The 24887-nt window shown below is 68.5% G+C and carries 29 protein-coding genes and 1 tRNA gene; 11 read left to right on the top strand and 19 right to left on the bottom strand.

From position 1 onward, the window contains the following. Positions 1 to 5 precede the first annotated feature (5 nt). The 7 genes from J7D54_RS03075 to J7D54_RS03045 form a co-directional block, all read right to left on the bottom strand. Positions 6 to 386 carry a response regulator gene (locus J7D54_RS03075; RefSeq protein ID WP_182762220.1) on the bottom strand — a complete coding sequence of 127 codons (381 nt, stop codon included), beginning with the start codon at positions 384 to 386 and terminating at the stop codon, positions 6 to 8. Positions 387 to 395: 9 nt separating this feature from the next. Beyond that, on the bottom strand, positions 396 to 1085 hold the full coding sequence (locus tag J7D54_RS03070) for a response regulator transcription factor (RefSeq protein WP_182762222.1): 690 nt from the start codon (positions 1083 to 1085) through the stop codon (positions 396 to 398). Further along, positions 1082 to 1366 carry a hypothetical protein gene (locus J7D54_RS03065; protein ID WP_182762224.1) on the bottom strand — a complete coding sequence of 95 codons (285 nt, stop codon included), beginning with the start codon at positions 1364 to 1366 and terminating at the stop codon, positions 1082 to 1084. Before J7D54_RS03065 ends, J7D54_RS03070 begins: the two co-directional genes overlap by 4 nt. A 60-nt stretch (positions 1367 to 1426) precedes the next feature. After that, positions 1427 to 1996, bottom strand: coding sequence for a signal peptidase I (locus J7D54_RS03060; protein ID WP_182762226.1), 570 nt, complete (start codon positions 1994 to 1996; stop codon positions 1427 to 1429). 18 nt (positions 1997 to 2014) lie between these two features. After that, positions 2015 to 2563, bottom strand: a complete 549-nt coding sequence (locus J7D54_RS03055; protein WP_182762228.1) for a hypothetical protein — start codon at positions 2561 to 2563, stop codon at positions 2015 to 2017. A 31-nt stretch (positions 2564 to 2594) separates the two neighbouring features. Continuing rightward, the gene (locus J7D54_RS03050; RefSeq protein WP_182762230.1) at positions 2595 to 3245 is read right to left on the bottom strand and encodes a TasA family protein; all 651 of its coding nucleotides are present in this window, start codon (positions 3243 to 3245) and stop codon (positions 2595 to 2597) included. Between the two features lie 143 nt (positions 3246 to 3388). Then, positions 3389 to 4192, bottom strand: coding sequence for an HAD-IIA family hydrolase (locus J7D54_RS03045; protein ID WP_182762232.1), 804 nt, complete (start codon positions 4190 to 4192; stop codon positions 3389 to 3391). Positions 4193 to 4347: 155 nt separating this feature from the next. On the opposite strand from J7D54_RS03045, the gene J7D54_RS03040 reads away from it, so the two are divergent. Beyond that, positions 4348 to 5454 carry a ScyD/ScyE family protein gene (locus J7D54_RS03040; RefSeq protein WP_182762233.1) on the top strand — a complete coding sequence of 369 codons (1107 nt, stop codon included), beginning with the start codon at positions 4348 to 4350 and terminating at the stop codon, positions 5452 to 5454. Between the two features lie 22 nt (positions 5455 to 5476). On the opposite strand, the gene J7D54_RS03035 is transcribed toward J7D54_RS03040, so the two are convergent. Continuing rightward, complete coding sequence (locus J7D54_RS03035; RefSeq protein WP_182762235.1) at positions 5477 to 6976, bottom strand: HNH endonuclease signature motif containing protein; 1500 nt, start codon at positions 6974 to 6976, stop codon at positions 5477 to 5479. 158 nt (positions 6977 to 7134) lie between these two features. On the opposite strand from J7D54_RS03035, the gene J7D54_RS03030 reads away from it, so the two are divergent. Continuing rightward, positions 7135 to 7401: a hypothetical protein gene (locus J7D54_RS03030; RefSeq protein WP_182762237.1), complete on the top strand. Its 267-nt coding sequence runs from the start codon at positions 7135 to 7137 to the stop codon at positions 7399 to 7401. Positions 7402 to 7406: 5 nt separating this feature from the next. On the opposite strand, the gene J7D54_RS03025 is transcribed toward J7D54_RS03030, so the two are convergent. Then, entirely contained in the window at positions 7407 to 7670 is a 264-nt protein-coding gene (locus J7D54_RS03025) for a DUF2798 domain-containing protein (protein WP_182762239.1), read from the bottom strand. Positions 7671 to 8021: 351 nt separating this feature from the next. On the opposite strand from J7D54_RS03025, the gene J7D54_RS03020 reads away from it, so the two are divergent. Beyond that, positions 8022 to 8534 carry a flavin reductase family protein gene (locus J7D54_RS03020; RefSeq protein WP_182762241.1) on the top strand — a complete coding sequence of 171 codons (513 nt, stop codon included), beginning with the start codon at positions 8022 to 8024 and terminating at the stop codon, positions 8532 to 8534. Between the two features lie 62 nt (positions 8535 to 8596). Here J7D54_RS03020 and J7D54_RS03015 read toward each other — a convergent pair. Next, positions 8597 to 8675 (bottom strand) — tRNA-Gln (locus J7D54_RS03015). Between the two features lie 137 nt (positions 8676 to 8812). On the opposite strand from J7D54_RS03015, the gene J7D54_RS03010 reads away from it, so the two are divergent. Together J7D54_RS03010 and J7D54_RS03005 are read left to right on the top strand one after the other, a co-directional pair. After that, entirely contained in the window at positions 8813 to 9376 is a 564-nt protein-coding gene (locus J7D54_RS03010) for a DNA-3-methyladenine glycosylase I (RefSeq protein ID WP_182762243.1), read from the top strand. A 147-nt stretch (positions 9377 to 9523) separates the two neighbouring features. Beyond that, entirely contained in the window at positions 9524 to 10210 is a 687-nt protein-coding gene (locus tag J7D54_RS03005; RefSeq protein WP_255433508.1) for a TetR/AcrR family transcriptional regulator, read from the top strand. On the opposite strand, the gene J7D54_RS03000 is transcribed toward J7D54_RS03005, so the two are convergent. Genes J7D54_RS03000 through rsmI form a run of 5 tightly spaced genes read right to left on the bottom strand, consistent with a single transcriptional unit; the run spans position 10177 to position 14126 of the window. Further along, positions 10177 to 10662, bottom strand: coding sequence for a MarR family winged helix-turn-helix transcriptional regulator (locus J7D54_RS03000; RefSeq protein WP_182762245.1), 486 nt, complete (start codon positions 10660 to 10662; stop codon positions 10177 to 10179). The two genes, J7D54_RS03005 and J7D54_RS03000, sit on opposite strands and share 34 nt — an antisense overlap. After that, on the bottom strand, positions 10659 to 11561 hold the full coding sequence (locus J7D54_RS02995; protein WP_182762247.1) for a 4-(cytidine 5'-diphospho)-2-C-methyl-D-erythritol kinase: 903 nt from the start codon (positions 11559 to 11561) through the stop codon (positions 10659 to 10661). Before J7D54_RS02995 ends, J7D54_RS03000 begins: the two co-directional genes overlap by 4 nt. Positions 11562 to 11570: 9 nt before the next feature. Continuing rightward, entirely contained in the window at positions 11571 to 12422 is an 852-nt protein-coding gene (rsmA, locus tag J7D54_RS02990; protein ID WP_182762248.1) for a 16S rRNA (adenine(1518)-N(6)/adenine(1519)-N(6))-dimethyltransferase RsmA, read from the bottom strand. Next, positions 12415 to 13281 (bottom strand): TatD family hydrolase, encoded by an 867-nt coding sequence (locus J7D54_RS02985; protein WP_182762250.1) that lies wholly within the window; start codon positions 13279 to 13281, stop codon positions 12415 to 12417. The genes rsmA and J7D54_RS02985 overlap by 8 nt, the downstream gene beginning before the upstream one ends. Beyond that, a complete protein-coding gene (gene rsmI / locus J7D54_RS02980) occupies positions 13281 to 14126 on the bottom strand; it encodes a 16S rRNA (cytidine(1402)-2'-O)-methyltransferase (RefSeq protein ID WP_182762252.1) in 846 nt (281 codons plus the stop codon). Before rsmI ends, J7D54_RS02985 begins: the two co-directional genes overlap by 1 nt. A 22-nt stretch (positions 14127 to 14148) precedes the next feature. Here rsmI and J7D54_RS02975 point away from each other — a divergent pair, with 22 nt between their 5' ends. Both J7D54_RS02975 and J7D54_RS02970 read left to right on the top strand, forming a co-directional pair. Continuing rightward, positions 14149 to 15705, top strand: coding sequence for a dolichyl-phosphate-mannose--protein mannosyltransferase (locus tag J7D54_RS02975; RefSeq protein WP_245244093.1), 1557 nt, complete (start codon positions 14149 to 14151; stop codon positions 15703 to 15705). A gap of 112 nt (positions 15706 to 15817) precedes the next feature. After that, the gene (locus J7D54_RS02970) at positions 15818 to 16003 is read left to right on the top strand and encodes a hypothetical protein (protein ID WP_182762256.1); all 186 of its coding nucleotides are present in this window, start codon (positions 15818 to 15820) and stop codon (positions 16001 to 16003) included. Between the two features lie 53 nt (positions 16004 to 16056). On the opposite strand, the gene J7D54_RS02965 is transcribed toward J7D54_RS02970, so the two are convergent. Continuing rightward, the gene (locus J7D54_RS02965; RefSeq protein WP_182762258.1) at positions 16057 to 17133 is read right to left on the bottom strand and encodes an FAD-dependent oxidoreductase; all 1077 of its coding nucleotides are present in this window, start codon (positions 17131 to 17133) and stop codon (positions 16057 to 16059) included. 130 nt (positions 17134 to 17263) lie between these two features. On the opposite strand from J7D54_RS02965, the gene J7D54_RS02960 reads away from it, so the two are divergent. From J7D54_RS02960 to J7D54_RS02945, 4 genes are all read left to right on the top strand, one after another. After that, positions 17264 to 18685 carry a uracil-xanthine permease family protein gene (locus tag J7D54_RS02960; protein WP_182762261.1) on the top strand — a complete coding sequence of 474 codons (1422 nt, stop codon included), beginning with the start codon at positions 17264 to 17266 and terminating at the stop codon, positions 18683 to 18685. 66 nt (positions 18686 to 18751) lie between these two features. Then, positions 18752 to 19246 carry a flavin reductase family protein gene (locus tag J7D54_RS02955; RefSeq protein WP_182762263.1) on the top strand — a complete coding sequence of 165 codons (495 nt, stop codon included), beginning with the start codon at positions 18752 to 18754 and terminating at the stop codon, positions 19244 to 19246. Positions 19247 to 19311: 65 nt separating this feature from the next. Further along, on the top strand, positions 19312 to 19914 hold the full coding sequence (locus J7D54_RS02950) for a helix-turn-helix domain-containing protein (protein WP_182762265.1): 603 nt from the start codon (positions 19312 to 19314) through the stop codon (positions 19912 to 19914). Next, the gene (locus J7D54_RS02945) at positions 19911 to 21197 is read left to right on the top strand and encodes an MFS transporter (protein WP_182762267.1); all 1287 of its coding nucleotides are present in this window, start codon (positions 19911 to 19913) and stop codon (positions 21195 to 21197) included. Before J7D54_RS02950 ends, J7D54_RS02945 begins: the two co-directional genes overlap by 4 nt. Here J7D54_RS02945 and J7D54_RS02940 read toward each other — a convergent pair. The 3 genes from J7D54_RS02940 to J7D54_RS02930 all read right to left on the bottom strand — a co-directional run bounded on the left by J7D54_RS02940 (position 21182) and on the right by J7D54_RS02930 (position 24878). Next, the gene (locus tag J7D54_RS02940; protein ID WP_182762269.1) at positions 21182 to 22408 is read right to left on the bottom strand and encodes a glycoside hydrolase family 32 protein; all 1227 of its coding nucleotides are present in this window, start codon (positions 22406 to 22408) and stop codon (positions 21182 to 21184) included. The two genes, J7D54_RS02945 and J7D54_RS02940, sit on opposite strands and share 16 nt — an antisense overlap. Positions 22409 to 22479: 71 nt before the next feature. Beyond that, complete coding sequence (locus J7D54_RS02935; RefSeq protein WP_182762271.1) at positions 22480 to 23514, bottom strand: LacI family DNA-binding transcriptional regulator; 1035 nt, start codon at positions 23512 to 23514, stop codon at positions 22480 to 22482. Continuing rightward, positions 23511 to 24878: a NosD domain-containing protein gene (locus tag J7D54_RS02930; protein ID WP_209455196.1), complete on the bottom strand. Its 1368-nt coding sequence runs from the start codon at positions 24876 to 24878 to the stop codon at positions 23511 to 23513. Before J7D54_RS02930 ends, J7D54_RS02935 begins: the two co-directional genes overlap by 4 nt. Between the last annotated feature and the right edge of the window lie 9 nt (positions 24879 to 24887).

Raw genomic sequence — 24887 nt, 5'->3', positions numbered from 1 at the left:
TCCGGCTACTCCTCGTCCGGATGCTGGCCGCGGGCAGCCAGGGCCGAGGACAAGGCCGCGGACAGGGTCATGGGGTCGAACGGTTTCGCGATCCTGACCGCATACCCGGTTTCCGGAACTCTATTGGCCGATGGGCCGTCGGCCCACGCGCTCAGGAGCACCACCGGGCGCGGAGCGGCAGCCGCCCGCACGGTCTCGGACGTGCCGTCGCCCAACTGGCCGTCGGTCAGCACGATGTCTATCTCCCCGTCCGATTCCAGGACCGCCAAAGCGGCTGCAACTGAGTCCGCCGTCAGCACACGCCAGGATTCGTCGAGCCCGAGGGCGAACGCGATCAATGATCGAACGTCTGCGTCGTCCTCGACGACAAGGACGGTTGGCGACATCGCTTCTCCTCAGCTGGTCAGGCGGTAGCCCACCCCTCTGACCGCGTGGGCTACGCGTGGTCCGCCGGCGTCGATGATGCGCTGGCGCAGCCGGGACAGATGAACGTCGAGGTGGTGGTCGGTACCGTACCACTCGCCCCACACGCGCCCGACGAGTTGGTCGCGTGTCACCACGCGTCGAGGATCCTCCACCAGCGGCACCAGCAGGTCGAACTGGATACGCGTCAGATCCACGAGGGTGCCGTTGACCATGACGGTGCGTGCGACCAAGTCCAGGGCGATGCCGTTGGCGACCAGCTCGGTGGGGTCCGACGAGCGGGACGCGCCGTGGACGCGGCGCAGGATCGCCGCGATGCGTGCCAGCAGCAGCCGGTGATTGACGGGCTTGGTGACGTAGTCGTCGGCACCTGACGAGAAGCCGACGATCTGGTCGACAGCGTCGCTGTGCGTGGTGAGGAAGACCACCGGTACGTCGCTGTCCCGACGGATCCGGCGACATACCTCGAGTCCGTCGATGGAGTGCGGGCCGAGCGCGATGTCGAGCAGCACCAGATCCGGCGCCGAGGCGTGGAACCGCTCGAGGGCGCGGTCACCGTCCGACGCGGCAACAGTGCGGTAGCCGGAGTTGGTGAGACTCACCATCATGAGCTCCCGCAGATCCGGGTCGTCCTCAACGACGAGAATGAGCGGCTGGGTCACGAAGCCACCTCACAGCTGAGCAGAGCTGCGATCCGGTGTGCCCGGCGGCTCAGTTCAGAGGCCTCGCCCGGTAAGTCGCCGAGGAGCTCCCGCACTGCCTCGCCGGCTGTCGGAAGTCCGAAGGAATCGAGTTTCCCGGCGAGCCGGTGCAGCAGCGCGGGAAGTTCGTCCGCTTTGGCGGCGCGCAGTTCACTGATCGCTGTGGTGGCGACGCGCTCACGACGCTCCGCGACGAATTGATCGATGTCGGCGGTCTCACCGCCACTGAACGACGCCCTCACGGTCGCTCCCCCTCTCCCCACCGCGATTATGGCAGTAGTGGGAGGCGATTGACACTCGGGCTACGGGTGAGCGGGGTCTCCTCCGGAGCGGGCGCTGCGGTCGGTGCGGCCGGGTAGGAGAAGGAGGAGAGACAGCGCGGCCAGCCCCAGTGCGAGGAGCACCTGCGAGGTGGCTGCGGGCAGCGTCGGCAACGGCAGGCCGTGGGTGGGGAGGGCCGCCACGAACACCGGAACGGTGGGCGAGGTCACGCGCAGCGTCCACGCATCGGGGGCCGGATTGTTGTCGCCCTGCGTGGTGACGATGGGTCCCTCTCCGCCGTGCTCAACGGTGAGGATCCGGTGGATGAACAGGTTGCTGCTGCCCGGCTGCGGCAACACGATGATCTGACCCGCGGCCAGTTCGGCGGCCGGACGGTCCTGGACGATGACATGGTCGCCAACAGAGAAGGCGGGCGCCATGCTGTTCGAGAGCACCCGGGTGAGGTGGTAGTTGCCCATGTTCGTGACGACGGCCAGCGCCACGCAGCAGAGGACCACTGCCGTGACCATGGACCAGCCAACGACGGCTCGGAGCCGACGGCACCGGCCGGCACGGACGGCAGCAGGTTGGGCGACTGCGTGATCGGTCATCTGTCGAGCGCCTTTCGGTCAGCTGTTGGTGGTGGTGGCGTCGCGAACCTGGCCTCGCGAGACGGCCACCTGCAGGGTGGACCGGAACTGGTTCGGGTTGGCCGAGTGCAGAACGCGGAGACTGATCCGCGCTCCTGCGGCCATGACAACCCTCGCGTCGATGATCCCTCCCGCGCTCATCCCGAGGTGCACCACCTCACCGGAGCAGGTGACGGTGGCCGGGTTCCAGTCCGCGCCTACGCAGGCGTCGAAGGTGAGCTGTGGGCTCGGGTTGTTTCCGCCGGACAGCGCCACCGAGTCGAGCAGCAGGCTCGCTCCGGACACCTCGACGGTGCCGACGTTGACCAGGTCGACGAACGAGTAGCGGAAGCCTTTGAGATTGGTCCAGATGAGGATCAGGGGGGAGCCCGTGGGCGCAGCGCCCCGCCCCACCGCCGCTACGCCCCAAGCCGCAGCGGTGGTGGTCGTCCCCACCCGGGCCTCCGCGCGGCTGGACGCGGAGGCTGCGGGCAGGACGGCGACGAGGATGGCCAGAACGAGCGTGGCCGCAGCCAGACTGCGCCTCATGGCTTACTCCTCATCCTCTTCCGGTGAGTGGTCAGCGGTGGGTGGTGCCAGCGGTGGCCTGGGTCTCGCTGAAGGTGTAGGTCAGTGCCACCTCGCCGCCCTGGACACTGCCCGCTGGCAGCTGCCCGTTGACCGTGGTCTCGCTCTGTTCCGGCAGGGTGACTCCAACCTGGAGATGCGCGACGCCTCCCACTGCCAGCCCGGTGGTCCCAACGAAGGAGTTGGCCGCGGTCAGAGCGGACAGCGGCGCGGCGGCCACCTCGGTCTTCGTCGTCCCGGCGCAGGTACCGTCGGTGGCGTTCCAGGCGACCGAGCACGACGTGATGGAGACGCGCACGGCCTTGCTGGTGGTTCCGTCCGAGATGAGCGACGCGGTGCCGGTGGCGGTGACCCCAAGGCTCAGGCCCGTGGACGCGAGCGAGCCGTCATTGGTCAGGTCGACGTAGCGGTTGGCCACGTCGCCGGGAGCCAGGTTCTCGATGTTGGCGGCGAAGCCGACCGAATCCGCACCCGCGCCCAGCCTGAGGCTGAGGGTGCCCGACGCGGCTTCCTGGGGCACGACGTTTTCGGCAGTGGCGTTCAGGGTGGCGTAGATACCGTTGGCGCCGACGGCGAGCGCGGAGGCGCCGATCAGGACGGCGGCGGTGATCCGGAGAGAGGTCTTGAGCTTCTTGCGTTCCACGGTGGTCTCCTCGAGCTGTTATGCGAAAGCTGTCTGCCCGAAGTGGCGGGCACATGCCCAGCTAACGGCTCGAAGATTGCTGCGATGACTACCGCGCATTGCCGCACCGGCTCAGGTTCCTCACGTTTTCGTGAGGCAGGAGGTCATCTCTCCTGATGCGCGGGGCCGCGGTACTCCCTGACCAGCTCGTGCACCCCGTCGAGTACCTCGACGGGACGGAAGGGCCGGATCTTCAGGCTCTCCCGGGTCTCGATTCCCGTCAGCACCAGCACCGTGTGCAGCCCGGCTTCCATGCCGGCGACGATGTCGGTGTCCATCCGGTCGCCGATCATGCCCGTCTCCTCCGAGTGGGCGCCGATCTTGTTCAGCGCCGACCGGAACATCATGGGGTTCGGCTTGCCGACGACATAAGGTTTCAGGCCGGTGGCCTCGGTCATCAGGGCCGCGATGGCGCCGGTGGCCGGAATGATGCCATCCGGGCTCGGGCCCGTGGCGTCGGGATTGGTGACGACGAACCGGGCACCTGCCGCGATCAGCCGGATGGCGGTGGTCACCTGCTCGAACGAGTAGGTGCGCGTCTCCCCCACGATCACGAAATCCGGGTTTCGGTCCGTCATGATGAAGCCGCGCTCGTGCAGTGCCGTGATGATGCCTGCTTCGCCGATGACGTAGGCGGAGCCGCCGGGCTTCTGCTGGGACACGAAATCGGCCGTAGCCAGCGCCGACGTCCACAGCCGCTCCTCCGGAACGTCCAGGCCGGAGGCACGGAGGCGGGCCGCGAGGTCGCGGGGCGTGAAGATCGAGTTGTTGGTGAGGACGAGGAACTCGGTGCCGTCGGCCTTCCACTGCTCGATGAGTTCGATGGCTCCGGGCAGCGCGACGTTCTCGTGCACCAGCACGCCGTCCATGTCCGTCAGCCAGCTCTTGATGTCTTTACGCCCTCGCATATCTGAACCCTAGCGAAGCGCGACGACTGGCCGCGTGGATCATGGTCAGCGCAGTTTCCCAGGCATGAAAACTATTGACATGGCTCACGCCTCAGATGAGGCTGGCCCTTATGCGACCGGCCACGTCGGCCGGCTCTGCGTCCAAAGGGGATCTCATGAAGTTCCGCAGCGTCGCTCTAGCCTCAGCCACCCTCCTCGCACTGGTACCCGCCGGCATGTCCCAGGCGGCACCGCCCGACCCAGGCCCCACTGTCCTGCAGGACGGGCTCATCACACCACTCCACCTCGCCGTGGGCCCAGGCGGCACTGTGGCCATCTCACAGTCGTTCGCCGGGATGCTGACAACTGTCCGCAAGGGTGAGTCCACCACCGTGTACTCCTCCCCCGGATGGGAGGTGGGCGGTGCGGACTATCGCGGCAGCACCTTGTACTTCCTGGAGAGCGTGGGCGCAGGCCCATTCGACCCGAGCCCCATGGTGGGCACCCTGAAGGCCATCGACGCGGCGGGCAATGTGACCACCATCACGGACCAGATCGCGCAGTATGAGATGGACAACAACCTCGATGCGGACGTTCAATACGGCTTGTCCCCTGCCGACGCTGTGGCAAGTCCCGACTGTGTCGCCGAGCTGGGAGAAGTCGGATTCCCCGCCAGCTACACCGGCGCCGACGTCGAAGTGGACTCCCACGCCTACTCGCTCGCAGTGCGCGGCAACACCGCCTACGTGGCAGACGCCGGCGCGAATGCCGTCCTGGCCATCAACCTGAAGACCGGCAGCATCAGCACCGTGGCAGTCCTTCCCCCACAACCCGCGGAGATCACGGCCGAAGCGGCGGAGACGCTGGGAGTGCCGTCCTGCGCCGGCCTCGAGTACGCCTTCGAAGCGGTGCCGACCGATCTTGAGTTCGGGCCCGACGGCATGCTGTACGTCGGCCTGCTTCCCGGTGGACCTGAAGACCCGAGCCTCGGCGCCCGCGGCTCGGTGCATCGCATTGACGTCGCCAGTGGCCACCACGAGCTCTACGTCGACGGCCTCATGACCCCCACAGGTCTGGCTTTCGACGGCGACGGCAACCTGTACATCGCGTCCCTGTTCGGCGAGGGCATCTACCAGGTCGATGCCGATACCCGGGCGGTGAGCCTCTACGAGGCGCTCCCGATGGCGGTTGACGTTGAAGTCAAGGGATCGACGCTCTACGCCACCACCAAGGCCCTCTTCGACCCTCCGCAGGGCGAACTGATTTCGATGCGTTTGCGTTGATCGGCGGTTGCGTTGGTCACCGTCATCGTCGACGGAAGGAGAGGCCGGTTCCCACTGGGGGCCGGCCTCTCGGCCGGGCGGCGACTCGTACTGGCGCGGTGCCGCTTGGCGCGGAACCATTCCCGCCGTCCGCGTGCCAGATAGTCGCGCTGCGTTCGAGGAGTTCATCCAGACTGTAGTTGTTTCCGTCTGCCTCGGGTGTGCAGGGTGATGCCTTGGCGGAGGCCACGAGTTCGCGCAGCAGGTGTCTTCGGTGTTGCCTGGGTTTTCGGGCCGGGTCGACATGCCGGGGTGGGGCGAACCATGGCATCCCGGTGACCGGATCCAGGTGGACCTGCCACTGCGATTCGGCTGACTGTTGCGGATCTGGCTCCACCAGCCGGTGGTGGTGCGGACACAACAGCACCGCGTTGTTGATCGACGACTCGCCGCCTGCCCACCAGGGGACGATGTGGTGCGCCTCACACGAAGCTGGGCTGGCGGTGCAGTGGGGGAACGCGCAGCCCCCGTCACGGAGAACAAGGGCGGCGCGGATGGCGGGGGTGAACAGCCGATGCTCGCGGCCGACGTCGAGGGGCTGGGAGCTGGTGCCGAGCACCATCGGGATCACGCCCGCGTCGCACGCCATCCTGCGGGCCTCGCCAGCCGTGATGCTGTCGACGTCGAGGCCGGGCAACCCGACCGTCCCGAGGCCGGAGGCCAGGGTGTCGAGGTGCATGGTGATGTGGACCCGCGGCCGGTCTCCGCCATGGGCCGGAAGCTCGCCGGACGCGGCCGCGGCCTGGACCAGCAGCACCAGGGCGTCGGCGCGGCGTACATCCGGCCCGGGCGTCTCGCCCGCATCCGCGTAGGAGGAGGCCGACGGCAGCAACGCCTCCAGCTGCGCCGCCAGCAAGGCGGCATCCGCCACGGGCAGCAGGCCGGTGATCCGGATCGAGCCGTGGTAGTCCGGCGAAAGGCGCAGGAACCTTCCCCTGCGAGCGGCCCGCTCTTCGGCCGCCAGGCGTTTCGCTTCGTCGGCGTCCGCCAGGTCAGGATCGATCACCTCGGCCAGCCGCGACGCCAACTCCCGCAACTCGGCGGGCCCCAGGGTGTCGACGTGTTCAAGGACCGACTTCTGGCACTCCACCAGGTCTGCGCGGGTCAGCCTGCCGGGCAACTTCCGCAGCCCCGAGACGATCGCCTCGGCCTGCGCCAGCGAAATGACCCCGTCGTTCAACGCCGCCGCGATCAGGGGAAAGCGTTCCCCCAGATCCATGGCCAGTTTCAGCGACGCGGTGGACTGCGCCGTGGTGGTGCGCACCGACTGCCTCGCCCCGTCCACCGTCGCGTCGTCGGCGGCGAGCCGGGCCTCATGGAGCAGGTGCAGTTCCAGGCCGGCCAACTGCGCCTTCGCCTGTGCCACCTGATCGACCAGGCTCAACCGCCTGGTTGAAGACACCGCGGGGTCAGCACTCAGGGCGGCAGCGGCGTGCCAGAGCGCTGCGATGCCCTGCTGCACCAGATCCCCCACGTCGCTCATGTGAGCTATTATATACGAGCATAGGGTCAATATTGGACGTTTAGTCAGGAGCTCTCGCACTATCCACGCCGGTCCGGCCGCCGCCGAACCGCCGTGGGCCGCACGTCCACAGCCGTGAGCCATTGCTCCCGGCATGCCGGGATGCCTACGATGCGCGCATGAGCGCCATGGCGGAGTCCTTCAACAGGTCGAGGTTCGGCAGGTGGGTCAACAGCCCCAGCGGCCGCGCTTTCAGGGTGGTCGCCGGCGCTGCCTCCCTGGCCGCCGGCCTCGCGGGCCGCGGAAGTGCGCTCGGCCTGGCTTCGATCGCCTGGAGCGCCCTCCCTCTCACCGCCGGGCTCTTGGACATCTGCTACATCAGCGCCGCCGTCGGCGGGCCCCTGCGCGGCAGCCAGTGCCGCGCAGCCTCGGCACCCGCAAGGTGAGACTCTCAGGCAGCTGATTCGGCAGACGTCGCCGCGGCAGGCGCGAGCGTCCGGCGACGGAGCACCGACCCGGCCAGGGACACGGACATCGGCCGGGCCACCATGGTGAAGAGGAAGGCGATGGGCCACGCGATAACGAAATCAGTCGGCCATGTGGCCAGCCATTCAAGCGAAGGGCCCATGAAGATGAGGCTCATGACGCCGGACATCGCGGCGGCCATTGTGAAGGTCATGAAGATCTGGGTGAGAAGTGCGTGTTTCTTGGTCATGGTGGTTCCTTGGCTGGGGCGGCGACGCACGGCTGCAGACAGCGGTTCCGCGGACTGTCACGTCGGGTGGGCGCCATGGGTTCGCGCTTGTCCGGCGCGACTGCATCTCAAGGATCCTGAGAGCTGGAATAACCACACCAGCTTGAAATCTTCTTGGCCTGCGGGAGCTTAGCGGACGTTCGCACACGTTCGTGAGCCGAACGCTGTGGTCGAGTCCCATGGCGTGGTGTTTTTCTAGGCGGCAAGGGGTAGGTGGCTCAGCGTCTTGTAGGCCGGCTCGGGATCTGGCGAGGCCGCGCTGGCGTGCCCGGCATCAGCGGCCGGCCCCGCCCCATGGGGAACACTGGAACCATGTCGATCCACAGTGACCATCCGTTCCTGCCACCGCGAGACCGGCGCGACCCGGTTCGCAGGCTCCGCGGCCTGATGCCCTCCCCGGTCACGATCTGGACCAGCGCCGAAGGCACCACCCGCGACGGATGGACCATCTCGTCGGTACTGGTGGCCGACGGGGAGCCCGCTGAACTGGTGGCGCTCGTGGACGAGGACAGCGACTGGTGGGATCTGTTCCGAACGACTGAGCTGGCCACTGTCAACGTGCTGCGCCAGGGGCAGGGCTGGCTCTCCGACGTGTTCGCCCGGGTGGCACCGTCACCTGGCGGGCCCTTCCGCACCGGAGAGTGGAGCGACGACGCCCACGGCCCCCGCCTGGTCCACGCTGCGGCCTGGGCCGGCGTGCGACTCGTCGACGCGGACCCGGGGCATGCCGGGTGGGGGCTGCTCGTGCGGGCTGTGGTGGAATCCCTCGAGCTGCCTGAGTCCGAGTTGGAGGCCCTCGAGCATCGCCGGGGCCGCTACCTGTGAGAACGCTCGGACCCGCCTCGTCGGAGCCAGCGGGGATTTTGCCTTGTCAAGCTCCTTTGCGGCTCCCCGGGCAGGAGTCGAACCTGCTTCGCTAATCCTGATTCAAAGTCAGGCGGGCCCTACCGAAAGACCAACCGGGGATCAACCTCGTCTGAGGCTCCCGAGAGTCTATCAAGGCGACAGCCCCGTTATCCACAGGAGCCAAAGCCATCGAAAATCGGCTGGCGCACCGGCCACAGTGGAGGGGAGACTTGTTCCTGCCACGAAGGAGAATCCAGATGGACAAGGTGCGTTGCTTCGGCGCCGATGACCCGTTGTATCAGGCCTACCACGACGACGAGTGGGGCCGCCCTCTCGAACATTCCGACGACGAACGCGAGCTGCTCGAACGGGTCTGCCTCGAAGGCTTCCAGGCCGGCCTGAGCTGGCTGACGGTCCTGCGCAAGCGGGACACCTTCCGTGAGGCGTTCGCGGGCTTCGATCCCGCCGTCGTCGCTGAATTCACCGAGGACGACGTGGAGGAGCTCATGGCCAACCCGGGCATCATCCGTAACCGTCTGAAGATCCTCGCCACCATCGGCAACGCCCGGGCGCTCAACAAGATGCACGAGGACGGCGAACGCCTGGCGGACCTGATCGCGGAGTACGCGCCGGAGCCGCGGGAGCGGGCACCCCTGACGGGGTTCGACGTGCCGGCCAGCACCGACGAGTCGGTGGCGCTGAGCAAGGAATTGCGCCGGCGCGGATTCCGCTTCGTCGGCCCCACCACGATGTACGCACTCATGCAGGCGATCGGGCACGTGGATGACCACATCAAGGGGTGCTGGCTCGCCCGGGCGTGATCCATCCCGCGACTCCGGCGCCCGCTCGGACGCAGCGCGTTGTCGCCCGCAGATATCTGATGGTTGGCGCCCGTCTGAGCGATGGGCCAGACTGGAGGGGTGACCACTCCCGCTGCGCCCAACCGTGCCCGCCGCTCGCGGACGCGCATGACGGCGGTCCAACGCAGGGAGCAGTTGATCGAGATCTCCCGCGAACTGTTCGCCGAACGCGGCTACGAGGGAACCGCGGTCGAGGAGATCGCGGCCAGGGCCGGTGTGTCCAAGCCGGTGGTCTATGAACACTTCGGCGGCAAGGAAGGCGCCTACGCCGTCGTCGTGGACCGCGAGACCCAGACGCTCCACAACGCCATCCGCAACGCCCTCACCACCCCCGGCGCAAGGTCACGCGAGTTGCTCGAGCGAGGCGCGATGGCACTGCTGGACTACATCGAGAACCGGCCCGACGGTTTCCGCATCCTGTCGCGCGACCCGTCGTCGGTCCACACCGCCGGCCAGACCGGCGGCTCGTTCGCGTCGATCCTCAGCGACATCGCGGTGCAGGTGGAAGACATCCTCGCGTCGGAGTTCAGCCGCACCGGCCACGACCCCCAGTTCGCCGGCCTCTACGCACAGGCCCTCGTCGGGCTGGTGGCGCAGACGGGTCAACAGTGGCTGGACAGCCGTGAGCCGTCCCGCGAGATCGTGGCCCGGCATCTGATCAACCTGGCCTGGAACGGGATGGCGCACCTCAAACCGGACCCGAAGCTGATCATGGAGACCATCGACAAGCGACGCGACAAGATTGCAGTGGAGGACGGGCCTCAGGAAGAACCCAGGAGCAGGCGCCGCAAGTAGTTGGCCAGCCGGTCCTGGTCGGCCTGGTTCCACTGCTCCAGCAGGTCCGCCTCGAGTTCGATCAGCGTGGCCATCGCCGCGTCCACCAGCGTCAGCCCGTACTCCGTCAGCGACACCAGCACGCCCCGGCCGTCGTGGGGATCAGGCTCGCGGGTCACCGCTCCCCTACTCACCAGCCGGTCCACGCGGTTGGTCATCGTGCCCGACGTGACGTGGGTCTCCTTGAGGAGTTGCCCCGGCGTCATCTGGTAGGGGCTGCCGGCGCGGCGGAGCGCCGCGAGCACGTCGAACTCCCAGCCCTCGATCTCGTGGCGGGCGAACGCCGCCTTGCGCTGGACCGCCAAGGTGCCGGCGAGGCGGTCGATCCGGGACCACACCTGCAGCGGAGCGAGTTGCAGATCCGGGCGCACCCGTTCCCAGGCGGCGACGACGCCGTCGACCTCGTCACTCACGGCATCACCTGCGCTCCGGAGACCGGGCCGTAGGCACGCCGGACGGCACGGACGCCGCTGAACACGGCCAACGCCTCGGCGATCTCGTGGCTGTGGGCCTCCGACCCTGCCAGGAAGGCGCACGTGGGGCCCGAACCGCTGACGATCGCGCCGAGCGCGCCCGCGTCGCGGCCCAACCGCAGCGTGTGGGCGAGGGTGGGCTGCAGCGCGATGGCAGCCTCCTCCAGGTCATTGGACAGCGCGGCCCCCACCGCGGGGAGGTCGCCGGCGCGGAGCGCCTCCACCAGGTCGTGCGGGATGTCTGTTGCGTTCGGCGTGCTGACCCGGTCGAACTCCCTGAACACGGCGGGGGTCGACAGGCCGGTGTGCGACAGCGCGAACGTCCAGTGATAGGTGCCCTCGGTCATCAGGGGGGCCAGCTGTTCGCCGCGGCCGGTGCCGATCGCGGTGCCTCCAAGCAGCAGGAACGGCACGTCGGAACCCAGTTCCGCGGCCAGCGCGTGGAGCTCCTCTCGGGAGAGCCCCAACTCCCACAACGCGGAACACGCCACGAGCACAGCGGCGGCGTCGGCTGAACCGCCGGCCATGCCCCCCGCGACAGGGATCCGCTTGCGGATGATCAACGAGACGCCCACGTCGTCACGCCCGACGTGCCGGGCCAGCAGCTTCGCGGCCCGGATGGCGAGGTTCGTGTCGTCCACGGGCAGGAATGCGGCGCCTTCACCGTGGAAGGCGAGGCTGAACTGACCGGCTCCGGCTTCTTCAGCCGCGACCTCGTCGCCCAGCGACACGGCCTGAAAAACGGTTGCCAACCGGTGATAGCCCTGGGCGTCGGTCCCACCGACCCTCAGAGCGAGATTCACCTTCGCAGGCACGCGCACCCGCACCGTGTTACTCACGGCATGAACCTACCCCAGAAGTCGCTCGGCGATGCGCGCAAATGCCTCGATGTCAAGCATTTCCCCGCGCAGCTGCGGGTCGAGCCCGGCGGCCTCGATCGCGGCGGACGCCGCCGACGAGGAGCCGGCCATCCCGGAGAGCGCGGCCCGCAACATCTTGCGACGCTGGGCGAAGGCCGCGTCGACCACCTCGAACACCTGCGCGCGGGTCGCCGTCGTCTCCGGAGCGGGGCGGCGCCTGATCCGCACCAGCCCCGAGTCGACATTGGGCACCGGCCAGAAGACCTTCGGCGGCACCGTGCCCACCCGCGCGGTCTCGGCGTACCAGGCAGCCTTGGCGCTGGGCACGCCGTAGACCTTGGAGCCGGGTGGCGCCACCAGCCGGTCCGCCACCTCCAACTGCACCATGACCAGGCCACGCGTCCAGTCCGGGAACAACTCGAACATCCGCAGCAACACGGGCACCGACACGTTGTAGGGCAGGTTCGCCACCAGCGCGGTGGGCGCCAGCGGCAACTGCTCCACCTGGAGGGCGTCGGCCTCGACGACATGCAGCCGCCCGGCCGCGTCACCGCCCATCCGCTCGCGAACGGTCTGCTCCAGCCGCCGCGCGAGCCGCTGCTCGATCTCCACGGCGACGACGGCGGCGCCGCGCTCCAGGAGGCCCAACGTCAGCGAACCCAGGCCGGGCCCGATCTCCAGCACCACGTCGTCGGCCTGCACCTCGGCGATGTCGACGATGCGGCGCACCGTGTTGGGGTCGATCACGAAGTTCTGGCCGCGCTGCTTGGTGGGGCGCAGGTCCAGTTCCGCAGCGATCTTGCGGACCGACGACGGGTCCAGCAGCCCGGTCTCAGGCATCTCCCCACCTCCCGCCGTATGCGGCGAACGTGTTGGCGGTCAACTGGTCACAGAACTCCGCGAGGTCCACCTCGAGCAGCTCGGCCAGGAACCGGACGGTGTGCGGCAGCAGGTAGGGCGCGTTGGCCTTGCCACGCTGCGGCTTGGGTGTGAGGTAGGGGGCATCGGTCTCCACCAGGATCCGGTCGGCCGGCGTGGCGAGCGCGGCTTCGCGCAGCGACTCCGCCGAGCCGAACGTGACCACACCGGGGAAGGACAGCCAGGCGCCCCTCTCCAGGCACCGGGCAGCGAAATCTGCGTCACCGGAGAAGCAGTGCATCACGAACCGCTCCGGCACGCCCTCGTCGTCCAGCACCCGCAGGATGTCGTCGTGGGCGTCACGGTCGTGGATCATCAGCGTCTTGCCCAGACGCTCGGCCCACTGGATGTGGCGCCGAAAGGCGACTTCCTGCACCCGGCGACCCTCAGCCTCCCGCGTGCGGAAGTAGTCCAGCCCCGTCTCCCCCACGGCCACGACACCCGGATGCGCACACAACTCCTCGATGACCGCCAGGTCTCCGTCCAGCCGCGACTCCCCGTGCTTCAGGAACGTACGGGCAGCGTCGTTGGGGTGCAGCGCCACCGCGGCGCGCACCTGCGGGTCTGCCTCCACCAGGGCGACGGCGGCCCGGGCACTCGGCACGTCGCAGCCGACCTCGATCACCCTCGTCACCCCGACCCCGGCGGCCAGACGAAGGTTGTCCGCAACCTTCAGGCCTGAGTACTCATCCGTCGAGGTGAGGTGCGTGTGGTTGTCGATCACCGCGCGCGGCAACGACTCCGGCAGCGGGGGCAGCCCCAGTTCGTCGATGACGCTCATCACTTCTCCTTGTCGGCCAGAGCGGCCGCGTACAACGCCTTGCGGCTGGTGCCGGTGATCTTGGCGACATCGGCCACCGCCGCAGACAGTTTCGCACCACCGGCCATGGCCTGCCGAACCAGCGCCAGCGCATCGTCGGCCGAGGTCTCCTGCGGCACGGCGCCACCGATGACGACGGTGACCTCACCGCGCACCTCACCGGCGGCCCATTGCGCCAGCTCCGAGAGCGGCCCCCTGATGATCTCCTCGTACGGCTTGGTGAGTTCGCGGCAGATCGCACCGCGCCGCCCCTCGCCCAACTCAGTGGCGGCGTCGGTCAGGAACTCCTGGAGCCGGTGCGGGGCCTCGAAGAAGACCATCGTCCGTTCCTCCGTGGCGAGGGCGGCCAACCGCCGCCGGCGCTCACCCGCCTTGCGCGGTAGGAACCCCTCGAAACAGAACCGGTCCACCTTCAGCCCGGAGACCGCCAGCGCGGTCAGCACCGCCGACGGACCGGGCACTGCCGTCACGCGCAGGCCCTCGTCGATGCAGGCGGTCACGACGCGGTACCCCGGGTCGCTCACCGAGGGCATGCCCGCGTCGGTCACGAGCACCACGCGCTGCCCGGAGCCCACCGCCTCCACCAGTTCGCGCGTGCGGCTGGCCTCGTTGCCCTCGAAGTAGCTCACCACCCGCGCCTTCGGCGTGATGCCGAGGCGCCTGGCCAACGTCAGGAAACGGCGGGTGTCCTCCGCGGCGATGAGATCTGCCGCGGTCAGAGCGTCGCGCAACTTCTGACTGGCGTCGTCGGACGAACCGATCGGTGTGGCTGCCAGGATCAGTGTTCCATCGCTCGGGTCATGCATGGGTAGAGCCTATGATGCCTGTGTGCAAACGACCTTGACGGCGCTCGACGACGGCAAACTCCGTGACCGGACCGTCGGCTGGATCGTGACGATCTCCATCACCCTCATGGCCTTCGCGCTGCGGTTCTACAACATCGGCTTCCCCCACAAGGTGCTGTTCGACGAGACCTACTACGCCAAGGACGGCTGGGCCATCATGCAGTCCGGCTACGAGCGCAACTGGGCCGACGGCGCCAACGACCTCCTCCTCAAGGGCGACCTCAGCGGCATGGAGGACACGGCCGCGTTCGTCGTCCACCCTCCGCTGGGCAAGATCCTGATCGGCCTCGGCGAGACCATGTTCGGGATGAACCCGTTCGGCTGGCGGTTCATGGCGCTCATCTTCGGCACGCTGCTGGTGTTCCTCACCATCCGGCTCGCCCGCCGGGTGTCGCGCTCCACGCTCATCGGCGCGGTCGCCGGCCTGCTGCTGACGTTCGACGGCCTCGCCTTTGTGATGAGCCGGCTGGCGCTGCTGGATATCTTCCAGGCCACCCTCGCCGTCGCGGCCATCGCCGCCCTGGTGGCGGACCGCGACTGGTTCCGACACCGCCTCGCGCACCACCTGAGGAAGAACAACCTCGACGACCTGGGCGGCCAGTTCGGTCCGCTCATGCTCCTTCGCCCCTGGCGCATCGCCGCGGGCGTCCTGTTCGGCCTCTCCTGCGCGGTGAAGTGGAACTCCATCTACGTGCTCGCCGTCTTCGGGATCGTGACCGTGGTCTGGGATCTCGGGGCCAGGCAGCTGGCCGGCGCCCGTCACCGGAAGTGGCTCTCACTCGTGATCGACGCCCCCGCCGCGTTCGTTCAGCTCGTCGTCGTGGCGGTGCCCGTGTACATCGCGACCTGGTGGGGCTGGCTCAGCACCTCTGGGGGCTACAGCCGTGACTGGGGAGAGGGCAATCCGGACCACCCCCTCGTGAAACTCTTCGGCAAGGCCCTCGGCTCGCTCATGTGGTACCACCACCAGGCCTACGAGTTCCACACCAGCGACAAGATGATGACGGAGACGACGCACACGTACCAGTCGCATCCGGCCAGCTGGATCCTCATGCTGCGCCCCATCGGCATCGAGGCCGAGAACGACATCCAGCCCGGCACCCAGGGCTGCGAGGCGGTGGGCGACACGTGCATGCGGATCATCTCCGGCATGGGCACCCCGGTCCTGTGGTGGGCCGCGGCCCTCGCACTGCTGGCGGGTCTCTACTGGTGGATCATCAAGCGCGACTGGCGCTTCGCGGTGCCGGTGCTCGCGCTGGGCGCGGCCTGGCTGCCCTGGTTCCAGTACGCGGACCGGCCCATCTTCTTCTTCTACGCGATCATGATGATCCCGTTCAGCTCCATCGCCCTGGCGATGGCGATCGGCAAGATCCTCGGGCCACCGGAGCATCCGAAGAGGCGGGTGCGGGCCATCGTCGCGGGGCTGATCGTCGCGCTGGTGATCGTCAACTTCGCCTACCTCTATCCGGTGCTCACTGCCGAACTGGTCAGCAGGAGCAGTTGGTGGGCGCGGATGTGGCTGGGCAACACCTGGGTCTGACCGACCGGTCACAAGCCCCGCACCAGCCTGAGCACTGACCGATCTTGTTCCCGTCGCACGGGACCCCGATGAATAATCGCGCCGCGGCCGTGGGCTCGACCACGAACGGGCTGTGTTCACCTCGGCCGGGCGCCAGTGGAAGACCGAGTGCGACACCGCGGCCACCGGCCGCGGGGCGTGCCGGTCTTACACCTGGACGACGGTCTACGCCGCAACGGCGAAGCCCGCCGGCGGCTACACCTTCAGCCAGAGCAACGACTGGGTCTTCAACAACATCGTGATGTTCAAGACCTCCTAGTCAGCACTGCTGGAAGCCCCGGACTCGCCTAGTCCGAGGCTTCTTCACGTCGGTCAGAGGCTGCGCAGCATCCGCGACCCGAGGGCGCGGATCTTGCTGATGGGTGGCAGCGCGTTGTCGCTGCGCTGGTGCCCGGCCAGCAACCTGGCCAGGTAGTGGCCGCTCGCCGTCCCGTTCATCAGTTCGCCGCGACCGTTGCCGCGCGCATAGAACCCGCCCGGGATGGCGGAGGCTCCGACGACGGGGCGACCGTGGTCGCTGGGGTCGATCGCCAAGCGGCTGTGCTCGATCTCAGTGGCGTCGAGGTGTTCGACGGCCCACGCCCCGAGCGCCTCCGCGGCCTGCTCCACCCCGCCGAGGGCTGTCTTCTGGCCCAGCAGCAGCGCGGTGTCGCCAGTGGGGCGCACCATCCACACCTCGGGGCGGGCGTACAGCGACACCTCGGTGAGCGGCGCGGCCGGGCGGCACCGCACGACGGGCACCCACTCGGCGGGGCCGATCCGCGCCACCCTGCCCCACGGGCTGACGCCGAGGGTGTCGATCACGGCCATGCCGGTGACGTGCCCCACGTCGTGCAGCCACGCCATGTTGTTGCGGAAGTAGATCCGCGTGGCGCCCTCGCGCCGCGTCAGGTGCGTCACGGTGACGCCGTGGACGACGTTGGCGCCCGCCCGCACGGCTGCCGCGCGGAGTTCGGCCGCATAAGCGAAGGGGTCGACGACCAGCGCCTGCGTCATGAGGCTGATCGAGTCCGGCGCGACCAGCACCTCGGCCTCGCCGCCCTCCCTGCGATACAGCTCTGCGAGCTGCAGCGTCTCCGCCTCGTCGCCGCCAGGCAGCGACCGGTCGCGGAGCATCATGGGTTGCGCGTCCGGGTAGACCTCCCTGATCTGCGCGAGGCCTGCGATGTTGCGGCGGGTGTGTTCACGCGCGGCCGCCAGGCCGTAGAAGTGGGCCATGGTGGCGACGGTGGAGGCGTGGCCGATGGCGGCGACACCGTGGCCGGTGGCTGCGCTGACCCCCTCGCCGTTCGGGTCGAGCACCACCACGCCGAAGCCCTCGGACGCGAGTAGCCGTGCGACGGTGAGACCTGCCACCGTCGCGCCGAGGACCACCACGTCATGCGCCATGACCCCACAGTATCCATCGCCGCGCGCGGCACCGGGACGCACACGCAACATGGCCGCCCATTAGGACACCCGGAGATGCCACCCGAGGGGCGCTCCGAGTAACATCACGCCGACGAAAGGAAGCGACCGCATGTGGAAGCTGCACAATAACGGAGTCCTCCTCCCCGACGCGGTGGTCAAGCCCACCGAACGCCTGGGCTGGGGACGCACCATCGGGCTGGGCGCCCAGCACGTCGTGGCCATGTTCGGCGCCACCTTCGTATTCCCCCTGTTGATGGGCCTCAACCCGCAGCTCGCGGTGATGATGTCGGGCATCGCCACCCTGCTGTTCCTGTTCGTGGTCAAGCACCGCGTGCCGAGCTACCTCGGCTCGTCGGCCTCCTTCGTCGGGGTCGCCACGGCCATCTACGCGGCGGGCGGCAACCCCGCGACGCTGACCGGCGCGCTGTTCGTCGTCGGCCTCCTGCTGTTCATGGCTGGCCTCATCATCCACTTCGCCGGCGCCCGCGTGATCCACAAGGCGCTGCCGCCCGTGGTGACCGGCGCCGTCGTCATGCTGATCGGCTTCAACCTCGCACCGGTGGTCGCCGGCGTGTACTGGCCCGTCGACCCCTGGCTGGCCTTCGTGGTCATGCTCATCGTCGTGGGGCTGTCCATCGGCCTGCGTGGCTTCTGGGGCCGCATCGCCATCTTCCTGTCGCTGGTCATCGGCTATGTGGTCAGCTGGCTGGCCGACCTCGCGTTCGGTCCGCTGCAGAAGGAGGGCGCCGACGGCACGGTCGCCGAACAGCTCCGCGTCGACTGGAGCGCCGTCAAGGAGGCCGACTGGTTCGGTCTGCCCCCGGTGACGGACCTGGCCCACTGGGAGTTCGGCTCCACCGCCAACGTGGTGGGCCTGCACCTGCCGCAGTTCTCGCTGGGCGCGATCATCATCGCCATCCCCGTCGTCATCGCCCTGATCGCGGAGAACACCGGCCACGTGAAGGCCGTCGCGGAGATGACCAAGGAGGATCTCGATCCGCTCATGGGCCGGGCCATCGCGGCCGACGGCGCCGCGTCGATGCTCGCCACCGCCGTGGGCGCGGGCCCCACCACCACCTACGCGGAGAACATCGGCGTCATGGCCGCCTCGCGCGTCTATTCGACGGCGGCCTACGTCGTCGCCGCCATCGTGGCCATCCTGTTCGGCTTCTCCCCCATCTTCGGGGCCGTGATCTCCGCCACGCCGTCGGCCGTCCTCGGCGGCATCACCGTCGTGCTGTACGGCATGATCGGCCTGCTCGGCGCGAAGATCTGGAAAGAGAACAACGTCGACTTCGGCAACCCCCTCAACCTGATCCCCGCCGCGGCCGGCATCATCATCGGCGTGGGCGACGTGAAGGTGCCCCTCGGAGGCGACTTCGAGCTGGGCGGCATCGCGCTGGGCACCATCGTGACCATCGGCATCTACCACCTGACCCGCGCCATCGCGCCGCGCAAGATGCGCGACGAGGCCGACGGCGCCACGCTGCAGTACGACACCCCCGGGATGTACACCGCTGACGAGCACTGAGCACTCCTGAGGCGTCCCCGGGTCGAGGCAACGGTCAGTCGGCGCGGAGCGACTACCGTGGTGCGCGTGAGAGAACTTGAGGTGAGCTTCCGCGAGGCCATGGCTCGCGTTCCGGCCCCGGTGACCGTCATCACCACCACCGTCGACGGCACCCCCACCGGCACCACGGTCTCGGCGTTCGCCTCCCTCTCCGTGGATCCGCCCATGGTCTTCTTCGCCCTGGACAACAGGGGCGGGATGATCGAACGCATCCGCGCCGCCGGGCGGGTGGGTGTCAACGTGCTGGCCGGGGACCAGGCCGACGTGGGCGTGCGCTTCGCGCGCAGGGGAGCCGCCGACCGGTTCGCCGACCTCAGCTGGCGCGAGGACCATGGCCTCCCCTGCCTCGACGGGGCGGTGTCGTGGCTGCGCTGCGACCACCTGCAGTTCGTGCCGGGCGGTGACCACACCGTCGTGCTGGCGTCCGTGACTCACGCCGAGACGTTCGGTGATTCGAGTCTCGGCTACCACCTGCGCGAGTTCAAGGACGTGCGACCGCGCCAAGCCGGCGGGTCGCACTGATCAGACGGGGAAAGCAATGCTAAAGAACTCTTGCTAAAGCCTTCTTTAGCATCTACTCTCGTGGCATGACCTGCGACGAGCATGACAGCACCACGGACCCGACGCGCATCCGCGCGCTCGCCCACCCCATCCGGTTGGCGTTGCTGGACTACCTCAGCGGAGTCGTCTCCGCCACCGCCACGCAGTGCGCCGAGGTGATCGGCGAGTCCGTGGCGAGCTGCTCCTTCCACCTGCGGACCCTGGCCAAGCACGGCTACATCACGCGGGCCGAATCAGGCGACGCCAAGAGCCGCCCCTGGCAGGTCGCCGCCCGCCGCCAGCGCCAGATGTTCTCGGCCGAGGAGCCCGAGTCGCTGCCGGCGGTCCTCGCGCTCGGCACCGCCGTCGTCACGCAGGAGGCCAGGCGCCTCACCGCCTTCCTGGAGGCTGCGCCGGGCCTGCCGACGGAGGCGATCGACCGGACGCTGGTCTCGCACACCTCGCTCTGGGTCACCCACGACGAGCACGAGGAGCTCATGGACGCCGTCCTCGCCCTCTTCGAGCGGTACCGGGACCGCAACGCCGACGAGTCGCTGCGGCCCGAGGGCGCGCTCCGGAACACGGTGTTCATGGCGAGCACCCCGGAACTGTCCAACTTCGACACCGACAGGCAGGGGGCCGCGCAATGAGCATCGGCACAGAAGAGTTCGGCACCACCCGCGAGGCGCTGCGGATTCCCGCCTACCGCAAGCTGGTGGCGGCCTGGTCCATCGGCAACCTCGGCGACTCCGCGCTCTTCCTCACCATCGGCATCTGGGTCAAGGTGCTGACCGGCTCAGATGTCTTTGCGGCGACGGTGTTCATCGTCCTCGGCGTGCCCGCGCTGTTCGCCCCCGCCCTGGGACTGCTGGCCGACACGTTCTCGCGCAAACGGATCCTGGTGATCAGCAACATCGTGATCGCGCTGGCCGTGCTCAGCCTGCTGCCCGTCACCGACGCGACGCACCTGTGGTTGATCTACGCGGTCACCTTCGTCTACTCGCTGGCCACCTACGTCAATGCCGCGGCGCAGGGCGGGCTGCTGCGGGACACCCTCCCGGATCACCTGCTGGCGGCCGCCAACGGGCTGTTCGGGAGCATCGACCAGGGACTGCGGATCATCGCGCCCCTGGCCGCCGCCGGCGCCTTCGCGCTGTGGGGCATCAGGCCCGTGCTCGTGGTCACCGCCGTGGCCTTCCTGACCTACGCGCTGCTGCTGGCCAACCTCCGGATCACGGAGACCCGCAATGAGATCTCCAGTGAGAAGCACTGGTTCCACACGTCTCTCGAGGGGTTCGGGGCGCTGCACTCCCGCCCCCGGCTCTGGCGCTTCACCCTCGCCCTGGCGATGGCGGTCTTCGCGGCCGGCGCCATCAACGCCTTGATCTTCCCCATCCTCGACACCGGTCTGGGGCTGCGGGCGGAGATGTTGTCGGTGTTCATCTCGGTGCAGGGTGTGTTCGCTGTCGTCTCCGGGCTCAACGCCGCCCGGCTGTTGAAGAAGTGGGGCTACGACCGGCTGATGATGGTCGGCCTGACCCTGTTCGTGGCGTCCTTCGCGGCGCTGACGGTGCAGCATGTCGTGGTGCTGGTGTTCGCGATCGCGCTGCTCGGGATGTCCATGCCGTTGATGATCGTGGCCACCGTCACGCTCCGGCAGCTCGAACTGCCGCTCAACCTGCAGGGCCGCAGCGGCGCGGCGATGAACATGATGTTCAATGTGCCCCAGGTGCTCACGTCCGCCGTCGTTGCCGCCCTGATCGGCGTCGTGGCGTACCCATGGCTGATCGGGGCGGCGACGGTGGTCGCGACGTTGGGCTTCATCCCCTTGGCGCAGCAGGCCAGGTTGTCGCGGCGGGCGGCCGCAGAACTGCCCACGGCAGCCGCCCCGACAGCGGTTGGACGCCAGCCTGCTGACTACCCCAGTGCGTAGACATCCGGGACGCCACCGCTCGCGCTGACACGCAGCTCCGCTCCCTGCGGCTCGACGGCGATCGCGAAGACCCCGGCCTCTGAGGAGACCTCGAGCACAGGGCCGTCGACGATGATCCGTAGCGGTCCCCTCACCGGGAAGGTGTCGCTCGACGACGGGGTCGTCGCCGTGGCCTCATGCGCGGAACGGCTCAGGGAGGCGACCTCGCGCCCCCCCGAGCTGATCGTGAGGGTGCCCGCTTCCCCAGCCCATTCGACGTCAGCGGCCAGCGCCGGAACAACGCCGTCCTCCGCCAACCGCGTCCGGTGGGCTGCGACGTCAGGGTGGGGCAGCGCGACAAGGCGACCCTCCGATGTGGACAGGCGATAGGGCACGCTGTGCGCCCCCTGCCACCCATCACCGCCGACGCCGCGCAGCCAGAAGGTCAGCCCGGGCCGACCGTCGGCGTCGGTGAACAGGGACGGTGCGTACAGGCTGGGCCCCCAGGTGAGGCGGTCCCACGCGTGGACCTCGAAGCGGCCGTCGGCGAAAGTCCCGCTGGCATAGGCGGCGTAGTGCAGCACGTCCGCATCCCAGATGGACGACACCATAAACGAGCGGCCGTCGAGGTCGAAGACCTGCGGGCACTCCCACAGCGACCCCATCCAGACGGGTTCCACTTCGGAGGTGTGTCGCTGCAGGGCGATCCCGTCGTAGCGCCAGGAGCTCAGGTCCGGAGAGGTGTAGGTCAACGCCATCGCCGTGCCGTCGCGGCCGGCTGCTCCGACGAACATGCGCCAGCCGTCTCCCTCCGGCCGGATGAACGGGTCGCGGTAGGCGATGAGGTCGAGCTCGTCGGGCGCCTGCACAACCACGCGCCCCTTGTTCCAGTTCGCCCAGTTGCCGTCGCTGGGATGGGCCACGCGGATCCGGCCGATGCCGAAGTCGGGGGTGGAGACGGCGGTGAAGAACGCGTGGGCGGACTCCCCCGCCTCAACGATGGTCCCGGTCCAGATGCCGTCGTCACCGTCGCCCGGCGCGATGGCGACCTGGTGCTCGCGCAGCGTCAACAGGTCAGGGCCTGACGCGTGGCCCCAATGGCAGTTCGGGCCCCAGACCGTCTGGCCGGGCACGTACTGGAAGAACGTGTCATAGCCTCCGTTGCGCGCCGTGATGCCGTGGGGGTCGTTCATCCAGCCAGAGGCAGGGGTGAAGTGGAAGCTGGGTCGCATGATCTCTCTTCTGGAATAGGAGCGAGGAGGTCCGGCCGCGAGTCTGCGGGTACGGCCGGGCCTCCTCGCGGTCAATGGGTCTGGCCGTTGGGCCGTGCGACCGAGGCGCGGTGGATCACTGGTCCACGCAGCAACGCGCTCGAGGTGCCGCCGGTCACACCGTCGACCAGGTTGAACAGTTGTTCCGCCGCCCACACGCCCATGTCATAGTGCGGCAACTCGATGGTGGTCAGGCCGGGGTAGATCCCGTCAGCGACGTACTCCTGATTGTCGAAACCGACGATGGAAACGTCGCCAGGGATGGTGAGCCCCAGCTCGGCGGCCGCGCGGTAGGCGCCCATGGCGAGCCGGTCGTTGAAGCAGAAGATTCCCGTCGGGCGATCGTCACCGGAGAGCAGTTCCATGGCTGCGGCGTAACCACCGGCAGGGTCGGTCTCCGCCGTGACGACGGTGAGCTGGTCGTCGGAGAGCCCTTCCTCGGCCATCCGGGCCCGGAAGCCGGCGAGCCGGCCGGAGGACGCGGGGATGTCGTCGATGTTGTTGATGAAGCCCAGCCGACGGTGTCCGGCCTCAATGAGGATGCCCGCCCCATCGCGCCCACCGGACACCTCATCGGGAGCCACCCAGGGCACGCCGGGCGTGGTGCATTCGGCGTTCAGGAGAACGGTCGGCACGGCAGCCAGTTGCGGTGGCAGTTCCAACTCGCGGTGGAACATCGACGCGTAGAGGATGCCGTCCACCTGGCGGCGCAGGAGCTCCTCGATCTCGCGGTCCTCGACGTCGCGCTGGTAGCCGGTGGAGACTACGAACAGCACCGCGTCGCGCGACAGCGCCACCTCCTGGGCGCCGAGCACGAGCTTCCCCGCGAACGGGGTGGTGACGATCTCGTCGCCGATCAGACCGATCGTGTTGGACCGTTGGGTACGCAACGACTGGGCCAGCCCGTTCGGGACGTACCCCAGCCTGGCTGAGACCTCCAGGATCCGCTGGCGGGTCACCGGGTTCACCCGCAGGCCCGGCACGTCGTTCAGGACGTGGGAGACCGTCGTGATCGACACCCCGGCCTCAGCTGCGACCTGCTTGATGGTGACTCTCTTCTGCCTCAACGTGAAGACCTTTCATCGGGCGTGACCGGCGAGGGCGACGGCGCGAGGGTCGGCGTCGGCCGGAAGGCGTTGGCTGTGAGGTCGATAAGCACCTCGGAGTCCGAGCCGGAATCGAGGACCGTGTTGCGCGAGGAGTCGCCGTCGACCCGCACCGTCGTCACCTTGAGCCTAGAGGTGGCGCCGGTGCCGAGCAGCGCCCCGACCTGCGCTTCGAAGCAGGAGTCGCTGGAGGTGGCATCCACGTTCCGGGCGATGCAGTGGTTGGTGGCGACGAAGTTGTCGCTGCCAGTTGCCAGCCGGATGATGACGGGGGCCGCACCGCTCGGGCGCACCTGCCGGGCATCGACCACCTCGGAGAAGTGGTTGCCCGTGACCGTGTTGCCGGATCCCTCGATGCGCACCAACCCGTAGGTATCCTCCAGGCCGTTGTCCACGTCCAGGAACGGGGTCCACGGTTCGTGGTCGCGGAGAAGGTGGTTCGCGGCCACGAGGTTCTCCGAGCTGTCGCCGAGCAGGCGGACCATCCCGGGGTAGAAGGAGTGCAGCCGGTTGCCCGTCAGGCTGGAACGCGTGACGCCCTGGAAGTGGACGCTGCTCGCTCCCCGGGGGAACACATTGTTGGTGGCAACCAGGAGCCCACCGTGGTTCTCGGCGTAGATCGAATGGCCCTGGGGTCCGGCGCCGACGAGGTTGTCGGTGATCTTCGACGCCTGTCCCCAGCCGCACAACTCGATGCCGTTGCCGCACTCGGCGACGAAGTTGTCGTGCACGCTGAGGGCGTCCGCCCTGCAGATCGTCAGGCCGTGCTCGAGATAGACCAGACCCATACCGGTGACGCGGAACGAGTCGTTGGCGTCCTCCACGTAGATGCCCGTCTTTCCGTTCACATAAGAGTTCTCCTGCTGACCGTCGGGCCCCTCCCCCGTGAAATGCAAACCGTCGATGCAGAACCCCACGAACTCGACGGAGCTGATCCTGGGGCTGCCGCTCCGCGCTACATAGAACGCCGCGCCCCGCGATTGCTCCGCACCGGGTTCGACGTCGATGTCGTTGATGACACGACTGCCACCGGGCCACAGTTCGTGGAGGTTCGGCCACTCCGCGGAGGGCACGTTGAACCGGATGCTCGACGAGGAGAAGCCGTGCCCGGAGCCCTCGACGCGGAGGAAGCTGACGTCGATGACGACCTGGGTGCGCAGCCGGTAGTCGCCCGGCGGGATGTAGATGACGGCTCCGGGCTTTCCACCGAAGTCGGCGGCTCCTGACTGTCGGGCCTTGACGTCGGCGAGGATGCTGTTGATCACCTCGCCGATGTCTTCGCGCGGGTCGCCATGGTGCCAGGCCGTGACGTCGTATCTGTTCATGTTGCTGCT

This window comes from Tessaracoccus sp. MC1865, assembly GCF_017815535.1.
Lineage (GTDB): Bacteria > Actinomycetota > Actinomycetes > Propionibacteriales > Propionibacteriaceae > Arachnia.
This window is presented reverse-complemented; position numbering and strand designations above follow the sequence as displayed.

What these genes read in the sequence shown, in the direction of transcription:
- J7D54_RS03075 (WP_182762220.1), bottom strand. Translation starts at nt 386, where the DNA reads ATGTCGCCAACCGTCCTTGTCGTCGAGGACGACGCAGACGTTCGATCA.
- J7D54_RS03060 (WP_182762226.1), bottom strand. Translation starts at nt 1,996, where the DNA reads ATGACCGATCACGCAGTCGCCCAACCTGCTGCCGTCCGTGCCGGCCGG.
- J7D54_RS03055 (WP_182762228.1), bottom strand. Translation starts at nt 2,563, where the DNA reads ATGAGGCGCAGTCTGGCTGCGGCCACGCTCGTTCTGGCCATCCTCGTC.
- J7D54_RS03045 (WP_182762232.1), bottom strand. Translation starts at nt 4,192, where the DNA reads ATGCGAGGGCGTAAAGACATCAAGAGCTGGCTGACGGACATGGACGGC.
- J7D54_RS03040 (WP_182762233.1), top strand. Translation starts at nt 4,348, where the DNA reads ATGAAGTTCCGCAGCGTCGCTCTAGCCTCAGCCACCCTCCTCGCACTG.
- J7D54_RS03035 (WP_182762235.1), bottom strand. Translation starts at nt 6,976, where the DNA reads ATGAGCGACGTGGGGGATCTGGTGCAGCAGGGCATCGCAGCGCTCTGG.
- J7D54_RS03030 (WP_182762237.1), top strand. Translation starts at nt 7,135, where the DNA reads ATGAGCGCCATGGCGGAGTCCTTCAACAGGTCGAGGTTCGGCAGGTGG.
- J7D54_RS03025 (WP_182762239.1), bottom strand. Translation starts at nt 7,670, where the DNA reads ATGACCAAGAAACACGCACTTCTCACCCAGATCTTCATGACCTTCACA.
- J7D54_RS03020 (WP_182762241.1), top strand. Translation starts at nt 8,022, where the DNA reads ATGTCGATCCACAGTGACCATCCGTTCCTGCCACCGCGAGACCGGCGC.
- J7D54_RS03010 (WP_182762243.1), top strand. Translation starts at nt 8,813, where the DNA reads ATGGACAAGGTGCGTTGCTTCGGCGCCGATGACCCGTTGTATCAGGCC.
- J7D54_RS03005 (WP_255433508.1), top strand. Translation starts at nt 9,524, where the DNA reads ATGACGGCGGTCCAACGCAGGGAGCAGTTGATCGAGATCTCCCGCGAA.
- rsmA (WP_182762248.1), bottom strand. Translation starts at nt 12,422, where the DNA reads ATGCCTGAGACCGGGCTGCTGGACCCGTCGTCGGTCCGCAAGATCGCT.
- J7D54_RS02985 (WP_182762250.1), bottom strand. Translation starts at nt 13,281, where the DNA reads ATGAGCGTCATCGACGAACTGGGGCTGCCCCCGCTGCCGGAGTCGTTG.
- rsmI (WP_182762252.1), bottom strand. Translation starts at nt 14,126, where the DNA reads ATGCATGACCCGAGCGATGGAACACTGATCCTGGCAGCCACACCGATC.
- J7D54_RS02965 (WP_182762258.1), bottom strand. Translation starts at nt 17,133, where the DNA reads ATGGCGCATGACGTGGTGGTCCTCGGCGCGACGGTGGCAGGTCTCACC.
- J7D54_RS02960 (WP_182762261.1), top strand. Translation starts at nt 17,264, where the DNA reads ATGTGGAAGCTGCACAATAACGGAGTCCTCCTCCCCGACGCGGTGGTC.
- J7D54_RS02950 (WP_182762265.1), top strand. Translation starts at nt 19,312, where the DNA reads ATGACCTGCGACGAGCATGACAGCACCACGGACCCGACGCGCATCCGC.
- J7D54_RS02945 (WP_182762267.1), top strand. Translation starts at nt 19,911, where the DNA reads ATGAGCATCGGCACAGAAGAGTTCGGCACCACCCGCGAGGCGCTGCGG.
- J7D54_RS02940 (WP_182762269.1), bottom strand. Translation starts at nt 22,408, where the DNA reads ATGCGACCCAGCTTCCACTTCACCCCTGCCTCTGGCTGGATGAACGAC.
- J7D54_RS02930 (WP_209455196.1), bottom strand. Translation starts at nt 24,878, where the DNA reads ATGAACAGATACGACGTCACGGCCTGGCACCATGGCGACCCGCGCGAA.